Raw genomic sequence first — 26988 nt, forward strand, 5'->3', positions numbered from 1 at the left:
CAATGCGGCCAAGTAAAAAAACGCCCGCTGCCGCCGGGCGTTTTCATACATCCGTTTTAAACACCATACCGCCGGGGTTACTTGGTACCGAAAATTTTATCTCCGGCATCGCCCAGGCCAGGAATAATATACCCGATATCATTAAGTTTTTCATCTATTGCAGCAACATATACATCCACGTCGGGATGGTCCTTGGTCAGCCGGTCGAGGCCTTCGGGGGCCGCAACCAGAAAAAGCCCCCGGATCTGCGTGCAGCCGGCCTCTTTCAACAGATCGATGGTGGCCATAAGGGTTCCGCCGGTGGCCAGCATGGGATCCAGAATCAGGGCGATCCGGTCTTGCACATTGCTGGTCATCTTGACGTAATAGCGAACCGGCTCCAGGGTCTCTTCGTTTCGATAGAGCCCTACCACACTCACCCTGGCCGAAGGAATCAGGTTTAACACCCCGTCCATCATGCCCAGGCCGGCACGCAGAATCGGTACGACCGTGATTTTTTTCCCCTTGATGTTTTCAACCACCACATCGCCGGCCCACCCCTTGATGGTGATGGTTTCCGTCTCGAGGTCCTTGGTGGCCTCATAGGTCAGCAGCGCGGCCACCTCGCTGGCCAACTCGCGGAATTGTTTGGTAGATATGTCATGAACGCGCATCAGGCCGATTTTATGTTGAATCAGTGGGTGTTTGACGAGATGGACGGGCACACGGCCTCCTTTTTATACCCGACGGTCAATGCGCGGGAATCGTTTTGGGGGTGAATTGAAAAACAAAGGCGTCGGAACCCGGTCGGGGATGGCGCGCCTGCCCGATTCTTGGAGCGGTGGATCTTAAAATTCGCCCAATGGCCGGTTAAAGGTGAACATGGCAGGATCCGCCATCAGCCGGTCAAAAGCGGGTTTGACGTTGCCGCCTGTCGCGGAAAATGGCAGTGAAACGACAAATAGCGCACTACCGATGACCAATGCACAAAATCCCAGCGGCCTGGCCAGCAGGGCATCACCGGCCATTGTCCCGGCGATGATTTCAGGGTCTTGTTCCAGGTTTTGGGCAAAGCAACTGGCACAGGGCACCGCGATCAGGCTGAGCACGGTGATGAGGACGATCAGGCGTTTGAATGTAATGATTTCGTTCATACCATTTTCCTCCATGGTTGGTGGATGCGGACCCTCCGCCGGATGGGCGACGATCGGTCCCATGCAAAAAACGTAGCAGGTATTGGGAACGCTTTCAATGCGTGATATGATCAGGGCCTTTTCAATGAAACCGTCGAAAAGGGGTAGCCAATAGCGTTAAAAATCACGCAAAACGTCCGCAACATGATGAATTCATAAATAAAATATGCCGTGACCCCTGTCAAGCAAAAACCAATCCGTCCGCATCGACCGATTGTTTCCGTTGCCGTGGCCCTGCCGGTCATGGACTGTTACAGTTATACAGTTCCGGACCATCTTTTGGCGCTGATCCGCACGGGAAAACGGGTCCTGGTTCCCTTCGGCAGCCGCACGGTCACCGGCTATCTGATCGGATCCAGCTCAGAACCGGATTCCACCACGCTCAAGCACATCCTCGACGTTCTTGACGACGCACCGCTTTTTTCATCGGCGATGGTCCCGTTTTTCCAGTGGATTGCCACCTATTACATGTATCCCCTGGGCCAGGTGATCAGCACGGCGTTGCCGGCCGGCCTGAATCTGACCGATATCGCCGTCATGACCCTCTGTCCGCCGGGGATGGCCGCCCTCACCTCGGATGCCGTCTCCCCTCTGGAGAAAACGGTTCTGACGGCGCTAACAAAGCGGCCCATGGATTTCCGTCAACTGAAGAAAGATGTGGGGCAGCGCGTGCCATGGGCATTGATTCATCAGATGCGTCAGCGCGGATGGCTGGTGGTGGAACGCCAGATCAAGGGAGGACAGGTCCGCCGCAAAACGATCCGCATGGTCCGCCTTGCCGAAGGCGTTGCCGAGTCAGGAAAGATCTCTCCCCAACGCCAGGCGATTCTGGACCTCCTGCGGCAACAGGGGGGACTGAGTGTTCCGGATCTCAGCAAGCGGGTTCCCACCGCCGCGTCCCTGGTGCGGGCCATGCAAAAGGCCGGGATGGTCCGCATCGAGGATCATCCCGTTTACCGGGATCCTTTCGGAGATCCCATCGATCCGGATCGGCCGCCGGTGCTCACCGACGAGCAGGCCGAGGCGGTCAACCGGATGACACCGCTTCTGGGAAAAGGGTTTCGGACCGTTTTGCTGGCCGGCGTGACCGGCAGCGGCAAGACCGAAGTATACCTGCAGCTGGCCCGCCAGGCGGTTGACAGGGGGTTGCATGTCCTGGTGCTGGTTCCGGAAATTGCACTTATCTCCCAGACTGAACGCCGTTTCCGGGCCCGTTTCGGTGAGACCGTGGCCGTGCTGCACAGCGGACTGAGCCGGGGGGAGCGCTACGATCAGTGGTTGCGTGTGGCCAGGGGCGAGGCCGGCATCGCCATTGGTGCCCGATCCTGCATCTTCGCACCGTTTGAAACAGTGGGGCTGATCATTGTCGACGAGGAGCACGACGCCGCCTACAAACAGGATGGCGGCCTCAGTTACAACGCCAGGGATTTGGCCGTTGTCCGCGCGCGCCACCAGAACGCACTGGCCGTGCTGGGGTCGGCAACGCCGTCGGTGCAGTCGTGGCACAACGTGGCCATCGGTAAATATTCGACGGTCGGGCTGACCAGGCGGGTCAACCGTCAGCCGCTGCCGGTCATCCAGACCGTGGATCTTTCGCAGATCCGGGACGAACGCGGCATCCGCCGCTACATTACTCCCCTTTTGCAGCAGGAGATCCAGAAGACCCTGGACGACGGACACCAGACGCTGATTTTTCTCAACCGGCGGGGGTTTTCCGTCTTCCCCATCTGCGCCCATTGCGGCCAGCCGCTACGCTGTAAAAATTGCGATATCTCGCTGACCCTGCACAAACAGGCCAATGCGTACCGCTGCCACTACTGCGGCTTTTCCCGGCCGGCCACATCCACCTGCCCGGCCTGCGGCTCCGACAAAATCAAACTGCTTGGTACAGGCACCGAAAAAATTCAGGAGGCCATGGTCCAGCTTTTTCCCCAGGCGCGGGTCGCCCGCATGGACCGGGACACCATGACCCGCAAAGGATCCGTCGTGAAACTGCTCAAGGACCTGAAAAACCGCAACATCGACATCCTGGTGGGGACCCAGATGGTGGCCAAGGGGCACGATTTCCCGGGAATTACCCTGGTCGGCGTGGTGTGTGCCGACCTGACGCTCAATTTCCCGGATTTCCGCGCCGGCGAACGCACCTTTCAGCTGCTCGCCCAGGTGGCGGGGCGGGCCGGTCGCGGCAAGCAGCCGGGCAAGGTGATCCTGCAGACCTTCAACCCGGACCACTTCAGCATCACGGCCGCCAAGCACCAGGATTTCGTCACTTTTTTCAATCAGGAGATCGGTTTTCGCCAGGCCCTGGGCTACCCCCCGTTTACCCGTATGATCGCCGTGCGGCTGTCCGGCAGGGATCCCCGGCAAACTGGTATCCATGCGCGGGCATTGGGAAGCGCCTGCCAGGACCTGCTCCACCCCGAAGGCCCGTTTCACCGGCAGGTCCAGGTGATGGGGCCCATTGAAGCGCCCCTGGCCAGGATTGCCAACCAGCATCGCTGGCAGATGTTGATCAAAAGCCCGGACACCGCCCGCCTGCACCGATTCGTCAACCAACTGATGCTGGGTCCCAACGCGCTCCCCACCAGGCGCGATGTGCGGGTGACCATCGATGTGGACCCCTTTTCCCTGATGTAGATCCCCTGGCCTCATCCTGCCGGTAAACCGGACGTTGCCACCGGTGCCTCATTTTTTCCTTTCGCATTGCTTGACAGGACTGGAGGCACGGCTTAAACATAGGAACCAAGTATTTATGAAGGTACGGGAAAGCGTCTTTTCCCCAAAAGGAGAACAACATGAACTTGCGAACGTTTGCGCTGGCCAGCGCATTGATAATGTTGGCCACGATTCCGGCGGCCGTTTCCGCATCCAGCCAGACCGCCGACCCGCCGGCAGCGGCGACCCCGGCGGAGCGTCCCGGCGCCGTGATGGCCGATCGACACTATAAATTTGAGCCGGTGGTGGATGGAACCCAGGTCACCCACGATTTCAAGGTCAAGAATGACGGCCGCGCCATGCTGGACATTCACCAGGTAAAAACCGGTTGAGGCTGCTCGGTCGCCTCCTACCCGAGGCAGATCCCCGCCGGTGGCGAGGGAACCATCAGCATCAAAGTCAACACCAGCGGTTACGGTGGCAGAGACCTTAAAAAGAATATAGCGGTTTACACCAACGATCCGGACAATCGGCGGATCACCCTGACCCTGACCGGATCCGTTCTCAAATTTGTCCGCTTGAATCCGGCTTACGCACGCTTGGTTGGCCCGGCCGGCAGCCATATCAGCAAGTCGATCACCATTACCCGCGAAAAGGCCTATCCGTTTCGCATTGTCGAGGCCAAGGCGCGTAACGGTAAGGACATCGCCTTTGCCCTGAAAGAACTCAAAGCCACCGAAGGGGACGGGTATCTGCTGACCATCGAGAACAAGAAAACCGCTGCCGGTCGCTATGCCGACACGGTGATCCTGACCACGGACAGCACCATCAAGCCCACCATCAGCGTGCCGATTTACGGGCAGATCAAGGCAGCGGCACCACCGGCGGCAAACCCGGATCCGTCCAAGCCGCAATCCAGCGGCAGTTAGAAGGCGGTTGCCCGGCGATAACCCCGCCCACAACAAGCCATCAAAAAGCACCGACACCGCCCGGTCGGTGCTTTTTATTCGCCTACAGGAGCCTTTTTGTGAAGCAGCATCCGAAAGTCGTCGCTTTTGATTGTGATGGGGTCATGTTCGATTCCCGCAAAGCCAATCAGGCATACTACAACCATGTGCTCAGTCATGTCGGTCTGCCGGAGATGACCCCCGATCAGGCCAATTACAGCCACATGCAGACCGTTGACGCCGCCCTGGCATACATGATTCCCGATGAGGCCGCCCGCCAGGCGGCGCATGCTTTTCGCAAACAGATGGGCTACCTGCCCTTTCTGCGGTTGATGGAGATGGAGCCGGGGCTGGTGCCCCTGCTGGAAAAATTACGCCCGCGCTACAAAACCGCCGTGGCCACCAACCGCACCGACACCATGGCCCGCGTATTGGCCGATAACCATATCGAGCATCTTTTCGACCTGGTGGTCTGTGCCATGGATGTCCGGTTTCCCAAACCGCACCCCGAATCCCTCAATAAGGTGGTTGACCACTTTGGTGTCCGACCGGAAGAGGTGCTCTATATCGGCGACTCCGAGGTGGATGAAACCGCCGCCATCGCCGCCGGGATCGCTTTTGTGGCTTACCGCAATCCGGATCTCAAGGCCGATCATCATATCGACCGGCTGGCGGAAATCGAGGCCATGCTCGGCTTGGGATAACCGTTCGGTCGATTTTGCTGCCCCCTTTAAAAAAGCGATTCACGTATTGAACGATGCCCCCATCGCATTCCATCAAAAAGCAGGCCGAAGCGGCGCTGACCGGTGTCCACTTCGATTTTATCGCGAAGTACCATGCGGTCACCGACCTGCGACGCCTGGCGCGAAAAGAACCGGGGACGCTTGACCGGGAGACCATCACCGCGCTGGAACAGCTCCTGCGATCGGATGCCTTCAGCCGGGTCCGGCAAAGCTACTTTCTCTTCCGGGAGGCCGCATGCGTCATGTGCGACATGGCCTGCGCACCGGGTGCAAACGGCATGCGATCCCGGGCCTTGGTCAGCCTCGAGGGCCTGCTCCGGCAAACCCGAGGGAGTGCCCACCGTGGTGTGGCCGAAGCCCTGGGCAGCCTGCCGGTAAACATTCACGGCCCGCAACCAGTGGGCAACCGGCCGTCATCGACCCCGCCCGTCGCCTGGCGGGAACTTTTCGAGGCCAAAGCGCTGACCCCGGTTGGAACGCCCTGGTACATCGGCCGCAGCCTGGTCACTCCGCTGTCCCGGGAAAACCGGCTGCTGGTGGTCAAACTGGCAAAAAAGGATGATCGGGTTGAAGACCTGCAAAAGGAGATCCAATGGATGGAAACGCTGCATCGGCCGGACTACGCGGTGGATTGCCGTTTCCACATTCCGGAACCACTGAGGATCCGCCGGCAGCCGGTGTTTCGTTTGGCTCGTCTCCCCCTGGCCCCTCCGAGCACGCTTACGCGGCATCCCGGGAAACTGGCCATCGCCTTCGTGGCCCATCGCGACTACTTTGTTTACCCCAACCATCCCCGGGTCGATGGCCCGTGTGCCCGGGAAATGCTTGCCCGCAATGCCTTTCTCATGGGCCACCTCGCTGCCCGGGGAATCATCCACGATGCACCGATCCCCCTGTTTCACAACCGTACCCAACGCATGCGCCGTAACGACCAGGGACGCTACCAGTGGTTCCGTGCCGGCCGCCTGGACCAGTGGCTGGATTCCTGCGCCTTTCCGAATCTGGGGTTGTCCGGGTTGCGCGATTTCGAGCACCTGGAATCCGTTGGTGGCGAAAGCCACCTCTTGTACCGTCAGATCGGCAGCCATTTTTTAAGTCTGCTGCTGGTGGCTGGCAGCCATTTCCGCTGCCGTGACAGTTCCAGAAAGGGCCTGACCGAAACAGGCACCCCCGTGGACACTCGGGATTTGTTCGATCCGCACCTGCTGAAATCGATGATTGGCGATATTTTCGGGGGGTACTACAGCGGATTTGCGGGGACGGCACCGCCGCCGGACCTGCCGCTGGATCCGGACCGGCTGGTCGCCCGCATGATCGAGGAGATGGGCATGGATCGATACATGACCGAACGGCTCCGCCGCGTTGACCAGCAGCAGATGAGCGACACGCAGTTCCATGATTTTTTAAGGTCCAAAGGGGTCCCGGATGAAACCGTTGGCCAGCTGAAACGCGCAGAGAAGGACATCCTGATTGCCAGCGGTCCCCATCTGGGTGATTTCAACCGCCAGATTTCCCTGACCGAACTCATCGAGGCCGTGGCGGCCATGTCCGCCGTCTGCGTGATGGGCCGTTTTTTGGCCGCCCGCCATTGACGCGGCAACCGGACGGGGTGCCGGGTAAAGGTGCTTTACGCGTCACCCGGTATCATGATGATGTGTGGCTTTTTCGCCGGGTCCAACAGTTGATGGGCAAATTTCTTGGCCTGGAATCTGATCTCTTCCTCAAACCGTTCGGCGTCACGGCAGTTGCACACCAACAGCGAACCTGCTGTCCGCACCTTGTGATAACGCCCCAGCCGATGAAAAACGGCCAATGCCGGCGTTGCATCATCGGCAAACGATCCGGCGGCAGTGGCGATCAAGGCTTGCCGTTTGCCTTCCATAAAGGAGGCGTGCGCGAGGTCGCCGCCGCTTTTCCTGAACAGGGAGAACGAGCGGTCCATTAATGCTTTCATCGGCAGGCTGAAACCCGTGAAATAGATTGGCGAGGTATAGATGATCAATTCCGCGTCAAGCATGCGCCTGAGGATTGTCGCGATATCGTCGTTCTGGATGCAGCCGGGTGCGTTCGGATTGTCCTGGCATCGCAGGCATCCGCTGCAGCCATGGATCGCTTTGGCAAACAGGTCGATCCGTTCGACCCGATGTCCGAGCGAAGTCAGTTCATTTTCCACCCACCCCAGGACGGCCGCCGAGTCGTCGGTCGCGCTGTCTCCGCCAAAAATGGAAACCACATCCGTGGCCGACGGATCGGCCTGGATTCGCGGGGCGGCATCGGGATGGGTGCGGCCAACCGCGTTTGTTTTTCCACGCGGTGACGCCTGGGCCCGGATGCCTTTGAATTTTACCTCGGCCTGGATAAATTCGATGAACTGTTTCTCCGCCTCGGTGGCGATCCGACAGATTTCACATCCAATCCTGATCGCATCGGATTCATTGTCGTGACGCTGCCATCGGATGGCCAGTTCAATGGGCTCCTTGAACGTCAGGTTACGGGTTCCGACGATGGCTTTCAGATAGAGCCGCTCACCGGTAAAAAAATCTTCCTTCAGATTGGGGATAATGGCGAACTGAAACCCCGACTCACTAAAATCCACAGTGGACAGTGCGATGGTCGTTCCCGCCGATTTTGCTCGCAGCACGACACAATAGACCGCATCTTTTTTTGAAAAGGGAAAACGCCTGTCTTTTCGTTTTTCCTGCCAATCGTCTGTTGTCATAAACGTCTCACCGGTTGTTCTCCATTTAATGATGGGAACAAGTGTTTTTAAAGCATATCCTTGGCGCTGTTGATATTGTCAATATCCCCCATGACGATCAACGTCATTCCCGATTCAAGAACGAATGAGCTGGGCGGCCGGAATTCAAACTCGCCATCCTTGCGCTGCACACCCAGCAGCAGCAGGTTGAATTGATCCCGCAGGCCGGACTGCATGATCGATTTGCCGGTGAGCGGTGAGTGGGTGTTGACCGGAATCTGGTGGATGCGCAGTCCGCCACGTTCACTTCTCAGGAAATTATCGAGGAATTCGATGGCTGCCGGCCGGATCATCTCCGAGGCCATGCGCAGCGCACCGATGGTGTTGGGAGAGACCACCGAGGTCGCGCCGGCCTTGAGCAGTTTGGCTTCCAACCGGCTGTTGGTCATGCGGCTGATAATTCGCACCCTGGGATTGAGCATGCGGGCCGTCATGGTGATATACAGGTTGTCGTTGTCTGACGGCAGGCAGATGGCCACGCCCATGGCCCGCTCGATTCCGGCGGCAATCAGATTGGCGTCCTCGGTGGCGTCACCGTCAATATGAAACAACCCCTTGATCTGGTGAATCCGTTCCACCGCGGCCCGGTCATTTTCAATCATCACCACCTTGACCTTGCTGGTGATCAGTTCGGATGCCAGGGGGAAACCGGTTTCGCCGCCGCCGCAGATAATGTAGTGGCCCGTCAGCGCATTGATCTTGTTTTGCATTTTCCTTCTCCTGAGCATACCGGTCAGCTCTCCTTCAATGAGCATGGCCGTCAGGGTACTGATGCAGTATAGGATAATTCCCATGCCAAAGGTGATCAGCAGCATGGTGAAGATCTGGGCGCGGACGTTGCCGGTGATCCCCAGGACCTCGCCGAATCCCACCGTGGTGAGTGAGATGACCGTCATGTACAGGCAGTCGATGTAGCTGGACTTGCCTTCGAAGAGAAAATAGTAACCCGTGCTGCCCAGCAGCATGGTGCCGACAAGGCTGGCGGCAGCAAAAAATAGCCGTTTTCGGATTCCCATGGGATCAATCTTTTTTCCGCGACCCTTAAACCGATGAGACGTTGCAGGCGTCGGCCATGGCCGTTGCCGCTTTGATGGGATTGGCGGCGCGGCTGATGCAGCTGATCACGGCCACGCCGGCCGCCCCATGGGCAAAACAGTCCCGTGCGCGACCCGGCCCGATGCCGCCGATGGCGACCACGGGCAAGGGGGACCGCGCCGCCATGCTTTGCAAACCCGACAGGCCCTGCACCGTTTTGGCGTCGGGTTTGGTGCCGGTAGGAAAGATCGGACCGGTGCCGATGTAGTCGCAATCGGTCAGTTCGGTGCGCTCCAGTTCGGCCAGGGAGGAAACCGATACCCCCACGATGGCCCGGGGCCCCATAATCCGCCGGGCCAGCTGGGGCGGTGTATCGTCCTGGCCCACATGAACGCCATCCGCGCCAACGGCTCGGGCCAGAAGGGGGTGATCGTTGACCACAAACGGCACCCGCCGCACCTGGCAATACCGGCAAATGGCCTCGACCGTTGCATAGTCCGTCAGCTGAAAGGATTTGTTGCGATACTGGACCATGGTGGCCCCGGCCTCAATGGCCACGCGCACTTGCTCCAGGGCGGAGAACCCCTCCGCCTGGTCGTCGGTAATGAAATAAAAGCGCAGTCGGCGGCGAAGCGCATCCGGTTTCAGCATGGTGCTTTTTCCTGTTGGTGTCCGGTTGCCGCGAGGCGGCCGGAAACAGCCGGTTCGACGGTAAAGAAGCGGTGCAGGCGGTCAAATCGCAGCGCGTTGTCCGTCCCGTAGCGCGTCAGTCCGGAGACAATTTCATCGACACTCTTTTCATGCCGGCCACTGTCACTCTTGGAGAAAAACTTGTCGGCATAGCAGATCAAGCGTTCTTCCACGGTGATGGGAAGCATCTCCCGCAGCGGCAGGGGGATGTTCTGCGCCTTGATCTGCCGGGCAGTGATTCCCGTGCCCACATGACGCTCGCAGACCCATGCGTGTCGAATGAGCCCCAGGCGGTTGAGAATCGTCCGGCCCTCAACGCCGTGGCAGACATAGGGCAGGGGGCCGGTACAGCCCAATGAGGGGCAGTGGGTACGGCCGATACCGATATCGTGGAGCATGGCCGCCTGGTAGACGAACGTGCGGTCCGCATCCAGCCAGGCTGACCGATCGAGCACGGCCAGGGCTTTGGCGGCCACCTGCTCACCGTGCTGCAGCAAGAGCTTCCGGGTCAAACTTCCGCGTGGGTAAAGCTCCGTGATAATGGTTTCCGGATCCGGTATGATGTCAGCCATTTTACCGATCAGGCCTTTCCCGACAGCAGCACGCCCTCGATGAACACATCGATATCCCCATCCAGCACGCTGTTCACATTGCCCACATCCAGGCCAATGCGATGGTCCTTGACCATCTGGTAGGGGTGCAGCACGTAGGAGCGGATCTGGCTGCCCCAGGCAATGTCGTCCTTGCCGTCGTGGATTTCCTGCAGGCGCTCATCCTGTTTGCGTTTTTCCGCTTCGTAAAGGCGCGCCTTGAGGACCTTCATGGCCATGTCCTTGTTGCGGTGCTGGGATTTTTCCTGCTGGCACTGGACCACGATGCCGGTGGGCAGGTGGGTGATGCGCACCGCACTGCTGGTCTTGTTGACATGCTGGCCGCCGGCGCCGCTGGCACGAAAGACATCGATGCGCAGGTCTTTATCATCCACGTCGATCGCGATCTCGTTGTCCAGTTCCGGATAGACGAAAACGGAAGCAAAGGAGGTGTGGCGCTTGCCGCTGGCGTTGAAGGGCGAAATCCTGACCAGGCGGTGCACCCCGCTCTCCGATTTGAGGTAGCCATAGGCAAACTGGCCCGTTACCGTGAAGGTGACACTTTTAATGCCCGCCTCGTCACCCGGCTGGAAATCGATGACATTGGATTTGAACCCTTTGCTTTCCACCCAACGCAGGTACATGCGAAAAAGCATTTCAGCCCAGTCCTGGGCTTCGGTACCACCGGCACCGGCGTTGATCGAAAGGATGGCATTGTTGGCATCGTCGTCACCGTCTAGCATCGTATTCAAGGAGAACTGGTGAATCCGCCGCCCCAGTTCATGGATCTGATCCGCCGCCTCCTGGGTGGTGTCGGCGTCGGCCTCCTCAACGGCCAGTTCCAGGAGAATACCGGCATCCTCAAGGTCTTTTTCCAATGTGTGGAACGTATCAATGCGCTGGCTGAGCAGGGTGCGTTCTTTCAGAATCGCCGTGGTGGCGTCAGGGTTGTCCCAGAACCCGTCACGGGCAATTTCGGCTTCGATCTCCTGGAGTCGTTTCTCCTGGCTGTCCAGGTCAAAGATACTCCTTCAGCTGGTCAAGTTTTTGTCGATGGTCTTTGATGGTCTGTTTGGCTTCCGTGCTCATCTTTGTATCTCCTTCGGTCAACCGCGGTTGACGTGTTGTTTGATCCGGTTCACCATTGAACCGGCCTATTATCCGTGCCTGTCCAAAACATGGACAAATGGGTCATTTATGGACGGGCGTTCTTTTTCTTATTATCGTTTCCTGCCGCCCGCCAGGCAAGCCCCATGAGGGTTCCCATGACAAATAAACATACCAGGGGCAGCAGATCGCCCATGCGGGTGTAAAAGCTTTTTTCAGACAGCACGAGAACATCGTCGACGATCACGGCATCCGCGAACAGATCCGTACGCCGCACAACGCGGCCGACCGGATCCACGACTCCGCTGATCCCCGTATTGGCCGCCCTCACCAGGCTGCGGCGATTTTCGACGGCGCGTAACGCCGCCATGCTAAAATGTTGGTAGGTGGCGCTGCTGCGGCCAAACCAGGCGTCGTTGGTCAGATTGACCAGCAGCCCGGCATTGTTTTTCACCAGGGAGCGGCAAAGCCCCGGGAAAATGATTTCAAAACAGATCTGTACCCCGATTTTCGGGTGGTCCGGTCCCCAGGCAAGTGTGCGGCCCTTCTCGCCTGCTGAGAAATCACCCACCTGGGCCACCATTTTGCCCACGAAGGACAACAGCCCCTTTAAGGGGACATACTCTCCGAAGGGCACCAGGTGTACCTTGTCGTAACGGCCGGCAACACTGCCGTCAGGCGCCACCAGATAGGCACTGTTGTAATATTCAGGCCGGCCGGCCGTCCCTCTCTGGACGCTGGGACTGCCCACCAGCAGCGGAACCCCCGACTGCCGCACGGCATCGGTCACCATGCCGGTCAGTTTGGGGCTGGCTTTGAAATAAAAGGGTGTCGCCGTTTCCGGCCACACCACCAGGTCCGGCTGGCGGGCGACTGCCGAGCGGGTCAGGTCCAGATATTTTTTGGTGGTGCGGATCTGAAATGCCGGATCCCATTTGACGGCCTGGTCGATGTTGCCCTGAATGACGGCCACCCGCGTCGATGGGGCAACCGCCATGGCTGCATCCATTGCGGCAATCCGGTGCCGGCCATAGAGGACGCTGAGGCCGATCAGGACCAGCGCCAGGGCGGCGGCCCTGACCACCTGCCGCCGTTCCAGCACGACGCCGTTCCAGGCTTTACCGGCAGCAAAGAGCAGCAACAGGTAAATGGCTGCATTGACCAGCAGCACCAGAAAAGAGATGCCGTACACCCCGAACATATCGGCGATCTGAATGATCGGCAAGCGGTTGAACTGGGAATATCCCACCAGCGACCATGGAAAACCGGTCAGCAGAAATGTGCGCGCATATTCCAGAGCCACCCAGAAAACCGGTGCCAGCAGAATCAGATGAACCGGCTTATGACAGCACCGCACCAGGGCCATGGCGAAGATTCCCGGGAAGAGGGCCAGATAGGCGGCCAGCAGCACCAGCAGGGAGACGCATTGCCACCAGGGCAGGTAGCCGTACACACGCATGGTGAACACCACCCAGTACAGTAGGGTGAGGTAGTGCGCCAGGCCCGCGAGCATCCCGGTCCTGAACGCCGCCGTGGGCGTGAGCCCCCGAAGCGCCGCCAGCAGGGGAACCAGGGCAAACCAGGCGAGAAGCGAAATTCCGATCTTGGGAAAGGCCGCGGTGAGCAAAATCCCGCTGAGACCGGCCAACGTCCCGGCTTTTTTCAATCCGGTGGCCACGTCAACCCTCGACCGTAACCGCCGGACCGAGGTACTCCCGTACCGCGTCGATGGTATGGACGAACATCTTGCTGCCGGCCAGAATGGTGCAGGCATCGTCCCTGTCGCCGCAGACGCCGGCAAACGCGGGACCGATGGCCAGCGCCGGCTGGTCGATCCCCTCAGCCGAATCCAGCGCAGCGACATAGTAGTCGAGACGTTGTTTGAGAATATCGAAGTAGTCGATGTCCGTTCCCACGGTCAAGGATGCCGAACTGGAAAGGGTTTCCGAAAAAGCCCGCACATGCTCCCAGAACTGTTGGCCAAGGGGGGCTTTGAGGGCGCTGTCGCCCAGGAAAAAGGCGATGGCCCAACCCACGGAGATAATCCGCAGGATCTGAATTTCGTATTCGAGGGCCACCCGTTTTTCCGGAACATCAAACGGCAGGCGATCGAGAATCGTGTTCATATCACCCCGGTCGATGGCAAACTGGAACAGCTCATTGCCAGCCCGGGGTACATCATTGTCCGTATTTTCGGTATCGCTCATCGATTTTCATATCAGAAGGCTGTGCGGTCTGCCCGTCGATACCGACGGCGACAACGCTAAGTGCGAATGCGGCGGCCGGCATTGCCCGCTATCCCGGACAGCCCGCCCCGCGGCCATTGAAATCGGCGTCACTTTAATTCAGCCGTAGCGGCAAGTCAAGCAGCCTTAATGACCGGTGAAAACCCGAATGGGCCATTGATGACCGGTACCGTCCTTCTGGAAGCGCATGGAAAAATATGGCATCGACATCCGCCGCGATGTCAGTTGATTCCTTCGCGATTTTCTGCATGGAGACCGGCCGCTGATAAAACCGGTTGACATTTGTACCACACTGTGGCAACCAGAATTTTCTTGGTCTTTTGCTCATTTGTTGCTGGCCGCAAGGGTGTGGCCGGCAACGCTTGGTGGCACGACCCGTGGCGTGAAATCGTATTGCCAACACCCATCCTGCCGGCTGGCTGCCGTGCAGAGACGGTTATTTGTAAGCTGAGGCCCATGGACAGCAAACTTTTCAGCACCTACCGAAAAAAACTGAACAAAACCCAGAAACAGATGGCTCAGCTGCTGGGCACCTCCATCAAGGCCATCCACAGCTACGAACAGGGCTGGCGGTCCATCCCCGTGCATGTGGAACGTCAGCTCTATTTTCTGCTCACTCAGAAATTGTGTACCGACAACGGCGACGGCCCCTGCTGGACCCAGCGGCACTGTGAGCCGGAGCAGCGGGAACTGTGCCCGGCCTGGGAGTTTAACGGCGGCGAGCACTGCTGGTTCATCAACGGCACCATCTGTGACGGCGTCGTGCATAATTCATGGAAAGAGAAAATGGAGTTGTGCCATACCTGTGCTGTGTTCAAAGCGATTCTGAAAAAAATCGACGCCCATCCATATTAAAAAAACACCACATTGTGGTAATTTTCTGCTTGACAGTCATGGGGGACGCCCTTATTGTTGTATCTAACACCCCATATGCACTACTCAATCCCTCTACCCTCGGCGGCTCTGCCAAATTACCCCACACCGGCAGAGCCGTCCTACCTTTTATGATCCCCAGGATTTGTTGCCTGGCATTGTTTGCCAACCGGTTTTCTGTTAAAAGTGACAGATTCGCCAAAACCGACCCGACCCGTGTCGGGCCTGCGCGTTGCAAAATGGCGGTTCAGGTGTGTCGCCCGGGCTGTCTGCGGATTCGTTACAATGGAAAGATAAAGGACAACCCATGGCCATGAAATCATTTGAAGCCCTTTTTGCCGAACTCCAGGCCAAGGCAGCTTGCCAGGATCCCCAATCGGGAACGGTTCAACTATTGGAAAAAGGGGTCCACACCATTGGCAAAAAGGTGATCGAAGAGGCCGGTGAAGTGTGGATGGCCGCCGAGCACGAAGGTCGCCAACGGACGGCCGAAGAGATTTCGCAGCTGCTTTACCACATCCAGGTGATGATGATCGCCTGCGGTCTGGAGCTGGAAGATGTCTACCGGTATCTGTAGGTGACGTAATCAAATGATCACCTTGTTCTCACACCCTGCTAACCATGCGTGATTATGATCATGCCTGCGATCACCGATTCCGCTTGCTTAAAGGATAGATACGACCATGTTGAAAATCGCGCTTCCCAACAAAGGCTCCCTTTCCGAAGACGCCGTCCAACTGATTCGGGAGGCTGGCTATAACTGTCGTCGCTACAGCCGGGAACTGATTATCTGTGACAGCCGCAACCAGGTGGAATTTGTTTTTCTGCGTCCCCGTGACATTGCCATTTATGTGAGCAAGGGTATTTTGGATCTGGGCGTGACCGGCCGGGACCTGACCCAGGACAGCGGCGCGGATGTCGAGGAACTGCTTCCGTTGGGGTTTGGTCGATCCGATTTCTGCTATGCCGTGCCGGATGACACCGGGCTGACACCGGACCAATTGGCCGGCCGGCGCATTGCCACGTCCTATCCCCAATTGGTGAGCGAGGATCTCCAGCGCCGCGGATTCCAGGCGGAAATTATCCGATTGGACGGTGCCGTGGAAATCTCCGTCCGTCTGGGGGTAGCCGATGCCATTGCCGATGTGGTGCAGACCGGTCGGACCCTTCACGCCGCCGGGCTCAAAGTCGTGGGGGAGCCGCTCCTGCAAAGCGAGGCAATCCTGGTGGCCCGCAGCCAGGCGATTACCGCCAACGAGGCCGTATATCTGTTTATCGAGCGCATCCGTGGCATTGTCGTGGCCCGGGAATACGTGATGGTCGAGTACGACATCCCCGAGGCCATGCTGGAAATGGCCTGTGTGGTCACCCCTGGAATCGAATCCCCAACAGTCTCGCCGCTGAGCAAAAAAGGGTGGGTGGCCGTCAAGTCCATGTCCCGCCAGCAGGACGTCAACCCGATCATGGATCGACTCACCAAGCTCGGCGCCAAGGGGATCATCGTTACCGATATTCGGACCTGCCGTATTTAGCCCCGGTACCCTTCTGTCTTTTCAGGCTGACCACTGCCCTGTATTGCAGGTCGATGCTGCTGTCTGCTACCCGACGCCATCCATGCCGGTGGCCTGGGAGCGGGACCCGCTTCCCAGCTTCCAGAAATATCCGTGTTTGTTCATACACCGTGGCCGGATTCAATCCTGTTGAAAAAGGAAAATCCGTTCTTATGTTTACCACATTGTGGTATCAAAGGAGGTGTCCCATGGCTCAGACGATTGCGATCGTGGTGGAAACGGGCGATGACGGTCAGGCAATGGTGGTGGCCGAAAAGCGTCAGGGGTGCGGCAGCTGCGGTGCGTTTGGACAATGCCATGGCGGCCGGGCCGGCCAGGGTGAACGGTCCGCAGCGCGCAATCAGGCCCACGCCGCCGTGGGCGACCGGGTGACCCTGACGGTGGCCACAGGAACTCTCCTGTCCCGACTGGCGGTCCTCTATCTGGTTCCGGTGGGAGGCATGCTGGCCGGCGCATTCATGGGCATGCTTACCACGAGTACGGAAAATGGCGCCGGCAACGGTCACAGCATCGCCTTCAGTCTGGCCGGTTTCTTGCTGGGTTTTGCGGTTTCCGTTTTTATTTCCCGAATCTGGTCGTCGCGCCGGCCGGTTGTTCCGGTGATTACCCGCATCATCAATGCCAAATCCAATTTCCCCGCGGCCGGGACAACAGAGGGGTGTTCGTACGGAAAGCACTAAACCCTCAAAATGAGGATTTCCTTCCCGGAATCAACAGAATTCACCAAAAAATTCTATTGTCTCCCCCCCTGCATGCCGATATGTGCTATGATAAAAAAATAAAACCATCGCCATTATCGTTCCTGAATTTTTTAAAACTGACACATAGCCATCACCGAAATGCCAAACCACGATTTTTCAAAAGCGCTCCCCCGGAACCGTTCAACCGTGCAAGGCAGCAGAACCCTTTACAACGATCTGATTGTCAGCATCGTTCTCGTGGTCACCGTTATCTCCATTTTGGTGGCGTCGCTTGGCTATTTCTATATCTCCCATAAAACCAAAGCCCAGAGCGAAACGATTTTGATGGAGTTCAGTGACTATCTTCAGGACTCCCTGGAGCTGCCGATCTGGAATTACGATGATGAGGGGATCGGAAAAATATGTAACTCTTTTTTCGAAAACACTCTGGTCGAGAAGCTGATCGTTGTGGACAGTGAGGGCAAGGTTCTTTTCGAACGGCAGCGTGGCAATCAGGACAGCAAATCCGTAAGACGGGTCACCATTACCCACGGTGATCAGATTGTCGGTCATTTTGAAATCTCCCTCGATGTTCAGGCGCTCTATGAGCGCCAGCACCAGCTTATGTGGATCGGGCTGATTGCACTGGCGATAGTTATCCTGGTGCTGGCGATAACCCTGAGAATTGTTCTCAAACTGTTTCTTTTCGCGCCGCTCGACCAGTTGATCCGGCGTACCGAGCAGATATCACGCGGAGAATACGAGTTTGTGGATCTTCAGGCTCCGCAGCAGGAAATCCGAACCATCGTATCGCGGTTCAACCACATGGCCGAACAGATCCGGTATCGTGAACAATCCCTGAAAGAGGTCAACCAGCGCCTCGAGAATGAAATTGCCGAACACCGCGATGCCGAAGCGGCCCTGCTGAACTCCCAGCAGGAGCTGGATTCGATCATTCGGGCCACCCCGGACGTCATCTACCGTTTGGATACCGCCGGCCGTTTCACCTTTGTCAGTGAGGCGATCCGTCGATACGGGGTGACGCCTGAGGAACTGATTGGCAAACCGTTTCTGGACTACGTTCACGAAAATGACCGTGAACTCGCCCAGTCCCGGATCAACGAACGGCGCACGGGCAGCCGCAGTACGCAACGGCTTGCGATTCACGCCTTTGGAGAATACTGCCGGCGCGGCAGGCGCTCGGAGGAGGGTGCGTCCGATCGCAACCCCGTGCTTCTTGTGGATGCGGAAGGCCTTTATGTCTTTTTAGAGTCCGGCCTGCGTGTTTTCGTGGGGACCCAGGGGATTGCCAGGGACATTACCGAGCAGCGCGAAATGGAGTCCCGGCGTCAGGAAAGCGAGGCGCGCCTCCTGCTGGCCCTGGATGTGAGCGATGCCGGCATCTGGCAGCTGGACCTGAAATCCGGTGCCCTGCGGGTGGACAAACGCATCTATAGCCTGCTGGGGTACACCGAATCGGATCTTGCTATGGGGCTGGAGTTTATCCGATCAAAGACGACACCGGAAGCCTGGGACGCCATTCAACGAAACTTCAACCGGCATATGGCCGGTGAGGCGGAATTGTTTGATCACGAATTCCGATTGCTCGCCATGGATGGTGGCTGGCGCTGGTTTCATACCAAAGCCAGGGTCGTTCGCCAGGACGATGACGGTCGGCCGGAGACCATGGTCGGAATCATTCTCGACACCAGTGACCGCAAAAAAGCCGAAGCCGAGCGGGAGCATCTGGAAATGAAACTTCAGCAGGCCCAGAAAATGGAGGCCATTGGCACCCTGGCCGGCGGTATCGCCCACGACTTCAACAACATCTTGGGGGCTATTTACGGGTACAGCCAGCTGACCCAGATGCATGCCGGTGACAATCCGCGCATCACAGGGTATGTCGACAACATTCTCAAGGCCAGCGAGCGGGCCAAGGGATTGGTGGAGCAAATACTCACCTTCACACGGCAGGGCAAATCCCAGAAAATTCCCAGTGACATATCCATTGTTCTCAAAGAGGCCTTGAAACTGATTCGCGCATCCATCCCGACCACGATCAGCATCGTCCATGACATCCCTTCCGGCCTGGGCCCGGTCATGGCCGACCAGACCCAGATTCATCAGGTGCTGATGAACCTTTGCACCAATGCCGCCCATGCCATGGAGACGTCCGGCGGCCAATTGACCGTGACTCTGGAGCGTATCCGGATCGAGCCCGCTGCGGTGCCCGGCGGTGAAGACATGGCCCCTGGACCATACCTGCAGCTATCCGTGGAAGATACGGGGACGGGCATGGAACAAACCGTGATGGACCGCATTTTCGACCCCTACTTTACCACAAAGGCCGTGGGTGAAGGCACGGGCATGGGACTGGCCACGGTGCACGGGATCATTAACGACCACGAAGGGCGGATTTTTGTGGAAAGCGAATCGGGGAAAGGATCGGTTTTCAGGATCCTGTTTCCCTTGCTGGAAAGCCCGGCCACGACGGTCTCGGAACCGGTCAGCACGTATCCCAGGGGTAACGAGCGTATTCTCTATGTGGACGATGAGGAACTCCTGGTAAGGGTGGGGGGGGAGATGCTCAGGGATCTGGGGTACGACGCTGTCGGCACCACCAATGCCATCGAAGCTTTGGACCTGTTTGCCGCCCGGCCGGACCAGTTCGATCTGGTGATCACGGACATGACCATGCCCGACATGACCGGCGACCAGCTGGCCGCAGAGATTTTGAAACGACGGGCAGACATCCCGGTGATCATCTGTACCGGCTATAGCAAGCGAATGTCTTCGGAACGGGCCAGGGCCCTGGGTATCCGTGCATTCTTGATGAAGCCGATGTCTGTGGAGAACCTTGCCCGAACCATCCGCCGGGTGCTGGATCACTCCGAAACTTCTGCCGGGAACTAGTGGCCATGCCCCCTTTCAACGGTCCTTGGCGCCAGGTCGTTGTTCAGCCTTTTCCCAGAACATTTTTCAAATCCTCCAAGAATTTATGGTTGGCCTTGTGAAGCGGCAGCCTTTGCAATGACCGAAAGGTTACCCAGCGGTGGGACTGGGCACGCTTCAGACGGATCCGGCCGGACAGGTATCGGCACAGATAGACATCGGCGGAAAGCGTAAAATGGGTATAGGCATGCCGGATACGGGTCAACAACCGATCCATGCCGATCCGCAGGCCGATCTCATCGGCCAGTTCCGTTTCAATGGCCCGGTCGGCATTTTCTCCCGGCATGGCGGGGATTGCCGGAAATTCCCACAGCCCTCCCAGAAAACCGTCCATGGGCCGCTGGACCACCAGAAGTTTGTCTTCTTTTACAATTACACCGATGGCCAGATGGCGGTGGGGTCTCTTGCGTGCCGCATCCCGCCTGGGATAGTCGGCAGTCGTTCGATTCCGGTTGGCCCGGCAGAGCCCGAACAGAGGGCAATGGCCGCAGTCGGGGTTTTTCGGCCGGCAGACCAGCGCCCCCAACTCCATCATGGCTTGGTTGAAATCCGCCGGTTGGTGGGGAGTGATCAGGCGGTCGGCCAGCGGCTGAAAAAACTTGTGGGATCCGCTTCGGTTGACGGGATGTTCCAGCTCAAACAGGCGTGCCAGAACCCGTTTGACGTTGCCGTCCACAACGGCGATCACCCGGCCGAAGGCAATACTCAGCACTGCGGCAGCAATATAATCGCCCACACCGGGAAGCGTTCGAAAAATGGCCGGATCGTCCGGCACCTGCCCATGGTAACGGGATACCACCACACCGGCGGCCCGGTGCAGATGCCTGGCCCGCGAGTAGTATCCAAGCCCTTCCCACAGTTTGAGGACCTCCTGGACGTTGGCCCCGGCCAGATGCCGGGGGGTCGGGAAGCGGTGCATGAAACGATGGTAGTAAGGAATGGCCGTGGCCACCTGCGTCTGTTGGAGCATCACCTCTGAAATCCAGATGGCCCAGGGATCCGATGTTTCCCGCCAGGGCAGGCGGCGTTGATGGGCCGCATACCAGTCCAGCAAGTTCTGGCCGATGGCCTCCGGTTGCATGGCCAACGGTTCCTCGGGGCCGCTGCGGGAGGGGGCGGAACCTGCCCGATCTGTTGCGTGATTAACGACGGTACGGCTCCGCCGAAATGCCGTAGCGGCGCATGATTTGCTGCAGGGCCTGGCGCTCCAGACCGCTGGCCTTGGCCGCCTGGGTGACATTGCCCTTGCTCTGGGTCAGCATATGCCCGATGTAGGCGGCGTTGAACGTCTGCAGGTTGCTCTCTTTGGCCTCCTTGTAGGGCATGTCCAGCAGCGAAGTGATCTCCGCCACGGTGCTGGCGGTTGTCGGCCGGCCGATACCCACGTCCTTGGGGGTGATTTCATCTCCCCCGGAGAAGAGGATCCCCTGCATGATCATGTTCTCCATCTCCCGCGCATTGCCCTCCCAGCGACGGTTGACAAAGGCGTCCATCAATTCGGCCGATATCCGTTTGGGAGGTTTGTCGAGCTTGGTGCAGTGTTTCTCCAGAAGATGGTTGGCGATCAGGGGAATATCCTCGGCCCGTTCGCGCAGCGGCGGCAGTTTGATGGGCAGCACATTGAGACGATAGAAAAAATCCTCACGAAATTCTCCGGATTTGATCTTCTCGGCCAGCGGCTGGTTGGTGGAGGCAATAATGCGCACATCCACCTGAATCGGCCTGGCATCCCCCAGTGGCTTAAGCTCCTTTTCCTGAAGCACGCGCAGCAGTTTGGTCTGAATGGTGGGGGTGATGTCGCCGATTTCATCCAGGAAAATCGTCCCTTTGTGGGCTTCCTGGAAAAGGCCTTTCTTATCCCGCGTGGCATGGGTAAAGGCCCCTTTTTTATAGCCGAAGAGTTCGCTTTCCAGAATGTGTTCCGGTACGGTCGGGCAGTTCACGGCGATAAACGGGCGCTGGCTGCGATTGCTCAAGGCATGGACGGCACGGGCGGTAAGATCCTTGCCGGTCCCGGATTCGCCGGTGATCAGGACCGTCAGGTCGGTTTTGGCGACCATCTGGATGGTTTCATACACCCGTTGCATCTGGGAGCTCTTTCCCACCAGTTCCTGAAACCTGTTCGAGGAGCGGCACTCGTGCAGCAGCCGCTCGTTTTCCTTGAGCAGATGGCTGCGTTCGAATGCCTTTTCCAGTCGCATCACCAGGGCATCGTGGTCAAAGGGCTTGGTGATGAAATCGTAGGCGCCGCGTTTCATGGCTTCGACAGCCATCTCGATGTGGCCGTAGGCCGTCATCATGACCATGGTGATCGCCTCGCCGTACTCGGCCTTTACCTGTTCCAGAAGGTCAAGGCCGCTGATGCCGGGCATTTTGATGTCTGCCAGCACCAGATCGTATTCGCTGGTGCGGATCATTTCAAGGGCCGCCTCACCGGAAGGTGCGGTGTCCACCTGGCAATCCAGGTCGGGTTGCAGGCTGCGTTTGAGCAGCGTCAGCATATCCGGTTCGTCATCGACAATCAGAAGGTGGGATGTCGTCATGGCTTACCTCTCCGCAATCGCCGGTGAGACGGGCAGTGAGAGGGTGAACGCGGCGCCCTGATCCGGCTCGCTTTTTACGATAATATGACCACCGTGGCCCTTGATGATGCCGTAACTGACCGACAGTCCCAGGCCGGTTCCTTCACCGGTGGGTTTGGTGGTAAAAAACGGATCGAAGATCCGGGGCAGATTCTCCTTGGCGATACCATGCCCGGTATCGGCCACTTCCACCGTGATTCGGTTGGCAGCCGTATTGGTTCCGGTAGCGATTCTGATGGTCCCGCTGCGTCCGACGGCATGGATGGCATTCATTAACAGATTGATCAGCACCTGCTTGATTTTTTTCTCGTCCATCAACACCGAAGGCAACTTGGGGGCCAGAGCGGTTTCGATCTGGATGTTTTCCAGGTTGCTGTGATGGCGGACGAAATGGACCACATCCGTGATCACCGCGTGAATGTCAATCTGTTCCTTGTGCGGGTGTGACGTCCGGGCGAAATTGAGCAGGTCCTCGACAATGGCCTTGCAGGACCGGACGTGTTTTTCAATGGTTTTAAGGTCATTGTAACGGTCCGATTGCGGGTCTTCACCGCGCAGCAGCAATTGGGTATATCCCAGGATGATGCCCAGTGGGTTGTTGATCTCGTGGGCGATCCCTGAGGAGAGCTCGCCGATGGAAGCCAGTTTGTCCGCCTGGGCCATCTGCTTTTGCATCAATCGGCGCTGCTCGATATCCTTGACCAGAAAATGGATTGTTTCGCCTTCTTCGGAAGGTGTTTTTGCCAAGCTGCCGGAGAGCAGCACCCGGCGGTGACTGCCGTCTTCCAGGAGCAGATCGAATTCTTCGCTGGAAATAAAGCCCCGATTTTCGATGTGCTGGTTGATGTTTTTCCAGTCATCGGGACCCGAAAGATAGTTCTGGAAAAGCTGTCCCTCGATGGCCGAGTCGCTCGCGGTGGACAAACCACACAATTGTTTGCCGGCCGGGTTGATATTAAGAATCCGGCCGTCCGTTCGGGTAACCAGGATCATGTCCCTGGATACCTCGAAAATACGCCGGTATTTTTGTTCGGAGATCGCCAGGGCTTCGGTGCGCTCTTCAACCAGCCCTTCAAGGTTCTGGTTAAGGTAAATCAACTCCTCATGGGCGGTCTGCAACGCTTGACGATCCTTTAGGATGGTCCCGTAAATGGCCCATGTGCGCTCGAAAAAAAGGGTCACCGAGGCCACGACGATGAAGGTGAAGGTGTTGATGGCGCCGGAAAAGGGCTGGGTCGCCGTCCACAGCGCCTGGTGGCCGGAGAGCAGGAAGATTTGTTTGAGTAGATGGCCGGCAGAGCGGGAGATGGCAAACACGGCCAGGGCTACGCACACCCACAACAGGTAGTTGATGATGATGATGTCGGTGGGCTCGTTTTTTTTCAGTTCCAGACAATAGCCCAGGCTGACGAAGGTAAAAACAATCATCAGAACCGATCCAACAACATCGACAAACCAGATGGGGAAGGAGCTGACGGTCACCATTACCGTAATCTCCCATCCGACTGTGACCGGCGATTTTCCTGCAGCATGTGGCGCAGCCCCAGCATCAGGCACACCATGGCCGGGACGCATAGCAGATGATCCAGCTTGGCCAGATAATACACCGTCGCCAGCCAATCGCGCCCGGCAGCGGCATTGATGCGGATGTGCCAGGGGCCGATGGTGTTGACGGTTACCGCAAGGATCTGCTCGTCCAAAAGGTGCACCAAAATGGCGTCAAGGTTCCAGAGGATAAAAAAAAGGGCCGCATATTGGATGTAGCGCCATCCCGGCAATTTGACCAATTCCGCCTGGCGAAGCCAGAAAATTAACAACCCCATGGAGAAAAGAAAAAAGACGTGGGCGAATTGATGGACCCATACCCCCTCGATACCGGCATGGGCCTGGGTGGCCAACCCATCCACCGGCCAAAAGAGGCAGACGATGACTACCAGCCATTGCAGCTTGTGCGTGGTCGGTTGCATAGATTTTCATCCCGGTCTTCAACAGCTCGCCCAACAGCATGATTTGACCAGTGAAAATGGCGAGTGGCAGATTATGAAATGGTTGGACCTGGTGCCTTGGGGCCGGCCAGATCTGAAAAGCTCATCATTTCCTCGGCTTCTGAATGGCTCGCCTGGCGCCATTGCTCGAAAGATGAAAAGTAAGGGAGTTTGTGTTTGATTTTTCCGAACAAGATGTAAACCAATACGTAGATAGGGAAAAATGTAAACATGAACCCTACTGACGAACCAAAGCCGGGAAGGGGGATAGGGAGAGCGAAATCGACCTGGACAAAACGACTTTGCATCCATCCCAAGGCGAAAGGAACCGGCCATAGCGACGAAATACCAATGGCCGCTTGGGCGAAGAAATATTTTCCGAAGGCATCGTTGGCCTGCTTGTTACAGCTTTTGTATGCCGTTTTGTTTTTGGCGCCAAGGGCCTTGATGGACAAATTGTGCATATGGATCATTTCCTGGCTGTCCGAGCTGAAAAACCGGTGATTGCGGCGGTAGATCCAACAATAGGTCATCTGACCGATGAGCACGCAGATCAGGCATAACACCCCGGTGCCGATGTAGTATCCAAGGATCGGAATCTGGCTTAAGCGATAGAATGAAATCAAGAAGCCATCGACTCCGTAGTATATGGCGCTAAGTATTTCCATTGGGGGTATCTTCCGGAATCATCCCGGGGCGGCAGGGATTGCCGACCCGGGAGATTCCAATTGTCTTATTTTTGGACGGTGGGGATATCCATCAAAACGGCGGAACGATGCTGTAGCCCAGGAAACCCTTGGTCGTGTATCGCAGCCCCACGTAAACGGCCAGGACGACGAAAAGCCGTTTCAGCCAGATGTCCGGGATATACTTGGAGGTCCGCGGACCGATCATGGAGCCGACGAAAATGCCGATCAGCTCGACCCCGATGAGGGGCCAGAAAACCGGCACACCTTTAACGACCATGTAGGTAAAGATACTGATGATCATGCCCACCAGAACCGTGAGGGCCGAGGTGCCGGCCACGAGAAACATGGGCAATCCGGCAACACTGGTCAGAAACGGAACGAAGAGGAATCCGCCTCCGACACCCAGGAAAGAAGCCAGAGCGGCGATAAGGAACCCACCAATGATGGGAACGATGGGGTTGAAGCCGAACTCGACACCGTAAAAGGTGAAGGTGATTCTCTTAAAACCCCAGGACTTCACCTTGACACCCTGTTCGGCCTCGTCCACTTTGGATCCGCCTTTCATGTGGGAATCCTCGAAGGCCTTGGCCGCCGCCTTGGCCTCTTTCTTGCCGGCTTGGCCTTTGGGGGTGGTTTCATAAAACAAAAAGCCACCGATGACGAACACCACGAGGCCGAAGTACCCCAGATAGGCTTTTAGGGAAATTTTGCCAGCCGTGATGACGGGGATCAGGAAACTACCGGAAATGGAGCCGATGGCCAGCATCAGGCCCAAGGGTAGCACCAGACGCCCCATCTTGTAGTAGTTCCAACTCGAGACGGCACCGGAAAGACCCACCATCCACTGGTTGGAAACGCGGATACTGTCGGTGATCAATTTATTGAGCATGGGGGAGGTTTGCTTAAACCCCTTGCCATAATCGGCCAAGCCAAAAACAGTGATATGGCCCACGCCGGACATGATGCCACCAAAGGCGCCCACGGTGGAGAAAATCCAGCCCACCCAGATCGCCCAGAAGAACCCGGCGATGAGGTTGGGTGAGGGGGCGCCGGGGATACCCAAAAATCCGGGCTTGGCGTTGGGATCAAGCTGGCCGGGATCGGTTCCTTGCGGGGTGGCAGAAATTGCGTCTTCCAGGCTTCCGGCATAGGCGTTGACGTCGGTGAATGCCGGTGCAACCACAACCGATAACAGCAACAACAATACAACAGGCAAAATACACTTCTTTTTCATGCTTATCCTCCCGGATGTGAATGGTTCTGGCCGAACGTCATTTCGGCCACCTTGAATTATTTAGGATGAAAGCTGTTCATCCGCCTTAATAATCGATTGCTTGCTTAGATTTCCGGACATCACCTCCCATCCTTCTGATGGTAAAAGGGTTGACCGGTGAACAGCAAGTTGCATGCCAGTGGAAAACGTTTGCAGAACAGAATGGGCTGTGTATATAATGTCATGAAAACAAATAGATATGCAATTGGATAGACCGTCTGTGACCGTTTGCATGATGAATAAATTGAATCCGCAGGAGTTTAGATGCAATATATATATTGCTGTTTGCCTATTCTATTGAATATACTATCTTTGCATAATAAATTTGAAATGCAATAAAATTAATACATAGCAAGAAAATAATTGCACTGGTATGGTGAAACATCCCGAACGCCGACCATCGGTCACCCTTGGGGATTTTTTATGGGAGTATAACGGGT

24 protein-coding genes are annotated in these 26988 nt (G+C 57.3%); 9 read left to right on the forward strand and 15 right to left on the reverse strand.

The window, feature by feature from the left end:
- Window positions 1-77: 77 nt before the first annotated feature.
- Both upp and GN112_RS27230 read right to left on the reverse strand, forming a co-directional pair.
- Entirely contained in the window at window positions 78-704 is a 627-nt protein-coding gene (gene upp, locus GN112_RS27225) for a uracil phosphoribosyltransferase (RefSeq protein WP_155313046.1), read from the reverse strand.
- Window positions 705-827: 123 nt separating this feature from the next.
- Window positions 828-1133 carry a hypothetical protein gene (locus GN112_RS27230; RefSeq protein WP_155313047.1) on the reverse strand — a complete coding sequence of 102 codons (306 nt, stop codon included), beginning with the start codon at window positions 1131-1133 and terminating at the stop codon, window positions 828-830.
- A gap of 210 nt (window positions 1134-1343) precedes the next feature.
- Between GN112_RS27230 and priA the strand changes: the two genes are divergently transcribed.
- The 4 genes from priA to GN112_RS27255 all read left to right on the forward strand — a co-directional run bounded on the left by priA (window position 1344) and on the right by GN112_RS27255 (window position 7109).
- Window positions 1344-3809, forward strand: coding sequence for a replication restart helicase PriA (priA, locus tag GN112_RS27235; RefSeq protein ID WP_231717149.1), 2466 nt, complete (start codon window positions 1344-1346; stop codon window positions 3807-3809).
- Between the two features lie 158 nt (window positions 3810-3967).
- Entirely contained in the window at window positions 3968-4756 is a 789-nt protein-coding gene (locus tag GN112_RS34935; protein ID WP_268815390.1) for a DUF1573 domain-containing protein, read from the forward strand.
- 98 nt (window positions 4757-4854) lie between these two features.
- Complete coding sequence (locus GN112_RS27250; RefSeq protein WP_155313049.1) at window positions 4855-5478, forward strand: HAD family hydrolase; 624 nt, start codon at window positions 4855-4857, stop codon at window positions 5476-5478.
- 53 nt (window positions 5479-5531) lie between these two features.
- Window positions 5532-7109 (forward strand): SidJ-related pseudokinase, encoded by a 1578-nt coding sequence (locus GN112_RS27255; RefSeq protein ID WP_155313050.1) that lies wholly within the window; start codon window positions 5532-5534, stop codon window positions 7107-7109.
- A gap of 35 nt (window positions 7110-7144) precedes the next feature.
- Here GN112_RS27255 and GN112_RS27260 read toward each other — a convergent pair whose 3' ends face one another.
- The 7 genes from GN112_RS27260 to GN112_RS33700 form a co-directional block, all read right to left on the reverse strand.
- Entirely contained in the window at window positions 7145-8236 is a 1092-nt protein-coding gene (locus tag GN112_RS27260; RefSeq protein ID WP_155313051.1) for an NAD(P)H-dependent oxidoreductase, read from the reverse strand.
- A gap of 47 nt (window positions 8237-8283) precedes the next feature.
- Complete coding sequence (locus GN112_RS27265; protein WP_155313052.1) at window positions 8284-9291, reverse strand: potassium channel family protein; 1008 nt, start codon at window positions 9289-9291, stop codon at window positions 8284-8286.
- 25 nt (window positions 9292-9316) lie between these two features.
- On the reverse strand, window positions 9317-9961 hold the full coding sequence (thiE, locus tag GN112_RS27270; RefSeq protein WP_155313053.1) for a thiamine phosphate synthase: 645 nt from the start codon (window positions 9959-9961) through the stop codon (window positions 9317-9319).
- Window positions 9955-10572 (reverse strand): HD domain-containing protein, encoded by a 618-nt coding sequence (locus tag GN112_RS27275; RefSeq protein WP_176603546.1) that lies wholly within the window; start codon window positions 10570-10572, stop codon window positions 9955-9957. Before GN112_RS27275 ends, thiE begins: the two co-directional genes overlap by 7 nt.
- A gap of 8 nt (window positions 10573-10580) precedes the next feature.
- Window positions 10581-11679 (reverse strand): peptide chain release factor 2 gene (gene prfB, locus GN112_RS27280; RefSeq protein WP_231713965.1). Its coding sequence is split into 2 segments (ribosomal slippage): window positions 10581-11609 and window positions 11611-11679, totalling 1098 coding nucleotides; the frame shifts between segments, so codons are not numbered across the junction.
- A gap of 106 nt (window positions 11680-11785) precedes the next feature.
- Window positions 11786-13375 (reverse strand): apolipoprotein N-acyltransferase, encoded by a 1590-nt coding sequence (gene lnt / locus GN112_RS27285; protein ID WP_162459140.1) that lies wholly within the window; start codon window positions 13373-13375, stop codon window positions 11786-11788.
- A gap of 1 nt (window position 13376) precedes the next feature.
- A complete protein-coding gene (locus tag GN112_RS33700; RefSeq protein ID WP_162459141.1) occupies window positions 13377-13904 on the reverse strand; it encodes a hypothetical protein in 528 nt (175 codons plus the stop codon).
- Between the two features lie 495 nt (window positions 13905-14399).
- Here GN112_RS33700 and GN112_RS27290 point away from each other — a divergent pair, with 495 nt between their 5' ends.
- From GN112_RS27290 to GN112_RS27310, 5 genes are all read left to right on the forward strand, one after another.
- Window positions 14400-14798, forward strand: coding sequence for a helix-turn-helix domain-containing protein (locus GN112_RS27290; RefSeq protein ID WP_155313055.1), 399 nt, complete (start codon window positions 14400-14402; stop codon window positions 14796-14798).
- Between the two features lie 331 nt (window positions 14799-15129).
- Window positions 15130-15393 (forward strand): phosphoribosyl-ATP diphosphatase, encoded by a 264-nt coding sequence (locus tag GN112_RS27295; RefSeq protein ID WP_155313056.1) that lies wholly within the window; start codon window positions 15130-15132, stop codon window positions 15391-15393.
- Between the two features lie 106 nt (window positions 15394-15499).
- Window positions 15500-16348 carry an ATP phosphoribosyltransferase gene (gene hisG / locus GN112_RS27300; protein WP_155313057.1) on the forward strand — a complete coding sequence of 283 codons (849 nt, stop codon included), beginning with the start codon at window positions 15500-15502 and terminating at the stop codon, window positions 16346-16348.
- Window positions 16349-16575: 227 nt separating this feature from the next.
- On the forward strand, window positions 16576-17067 hold the full coding sequence (locus GN112_RS27305) for a SoxR reducing system RseC family protein (protein ID WP_162459142.1): 492 nt from the start codon (window positions 16576-16578) through the stop codon (window positions 17065-17067).
- A 207-nt stretch (window positions 17068-17274) separates the two neighbouring features.
- Entirely contained in the window at window positions 17275-19980 is a 2706-nt protein-coding gene (locus GN112_RS27310) for a PAS domain S-box protein (RefSeq protein ID WP_162459143.1), read from the forward strand.
- 43 nt (window positions 19981-20023) lie between these two features.
- Here GN112_RS27310 and mutY read toward each other — a convergent pair whose 3' ends face one another.
- The 6 genes from mutY to GN112_RS27340 form a co-directional block, all read right to left on the reverse strand.
- Window positions 20024-21100 carry an A/G-specific adenine glycosylase gene (mutY, locus tag GN112_RS27315; RefSeq protein ID WP_155313060.1) on the reverse strand — a complete coding sequence of 359 codons (1077 nt, stop codon included), beginning with the start codon at window positions 21098-21100 and terminating at the stop codon, window positions 20024-20026.
- Between the two features lie 61 nt (window positions 21101-21161).
- Complete coding sequence (locus GN112_RS27320; RefSeq protein ID WP_155313061.1) at window positions 21162-22562, reverse strand: sigma-54-dependent transcriptional regulator; 1401 nt, start codon at window positions 22560-22562, stop codon at window positions 21162-21164.
- Window positions 22563-22565: 3 nt separating this feature from the next.
- Entirely contained in the window at window positions 22566-24086 is a 1521-nt protein-coding gene (locus tag GN112_RS27325; RefSeq protein ID WP_231717150.1) for a two-component system sensor histidine kinase NtrB, read from the reverse strand.
- A complete protein-coding gene (locus GN112_RS27330; RefSeq protein WP_155313063.1) occupies window positions 24086-24568 on the reverse strand; it encodes a hypothetical protein in 483 nt (160 codons plus the stop codon). The genes GN112_RS27325 and GN112_RS27330 overlap by 1 nt, the downstream gene beginning before the upstream one ends.
- Window positions 24569-24639: 71 nt before the next feature.
- Window positions 24640-25050 carry a hypothetical protein gene (locus GN112_RS27335; RefSeq protein WP_162459144.1) on the reverse strand — a complete coding sequence of 137 codons (411 nt, stop codon included), beginning with the start codon at window positions 25048-25050 and terminating at the stop codon, window positions 24640-24642.
- A 295-nt stretch (window positions 25051-25345) separates the two neighbouring features.
- Window positions 25346-26509, reverse strand: coding sequence for a sulfite exporter TauE/SafE family protein (locus GN112_RS27340; RefSeq protein ID WP_155313065.1), 1164 nt, complete (start codon window positions 26507-26509; stop codon window positions 25346-25348).
- Window positions 26510-26988: the final 479 nt, after the last annotated feature.

This window comes from Desulfosarcina ovata subsp. ovata, assembly GCF_009689005.1.
GTDB lineage: Bacteria > Desulfobacterota > Desulfobacteria > Desulfobacterales > Desulfosarcinaceae > Desulfosarcina > Desulfosarcina ovata.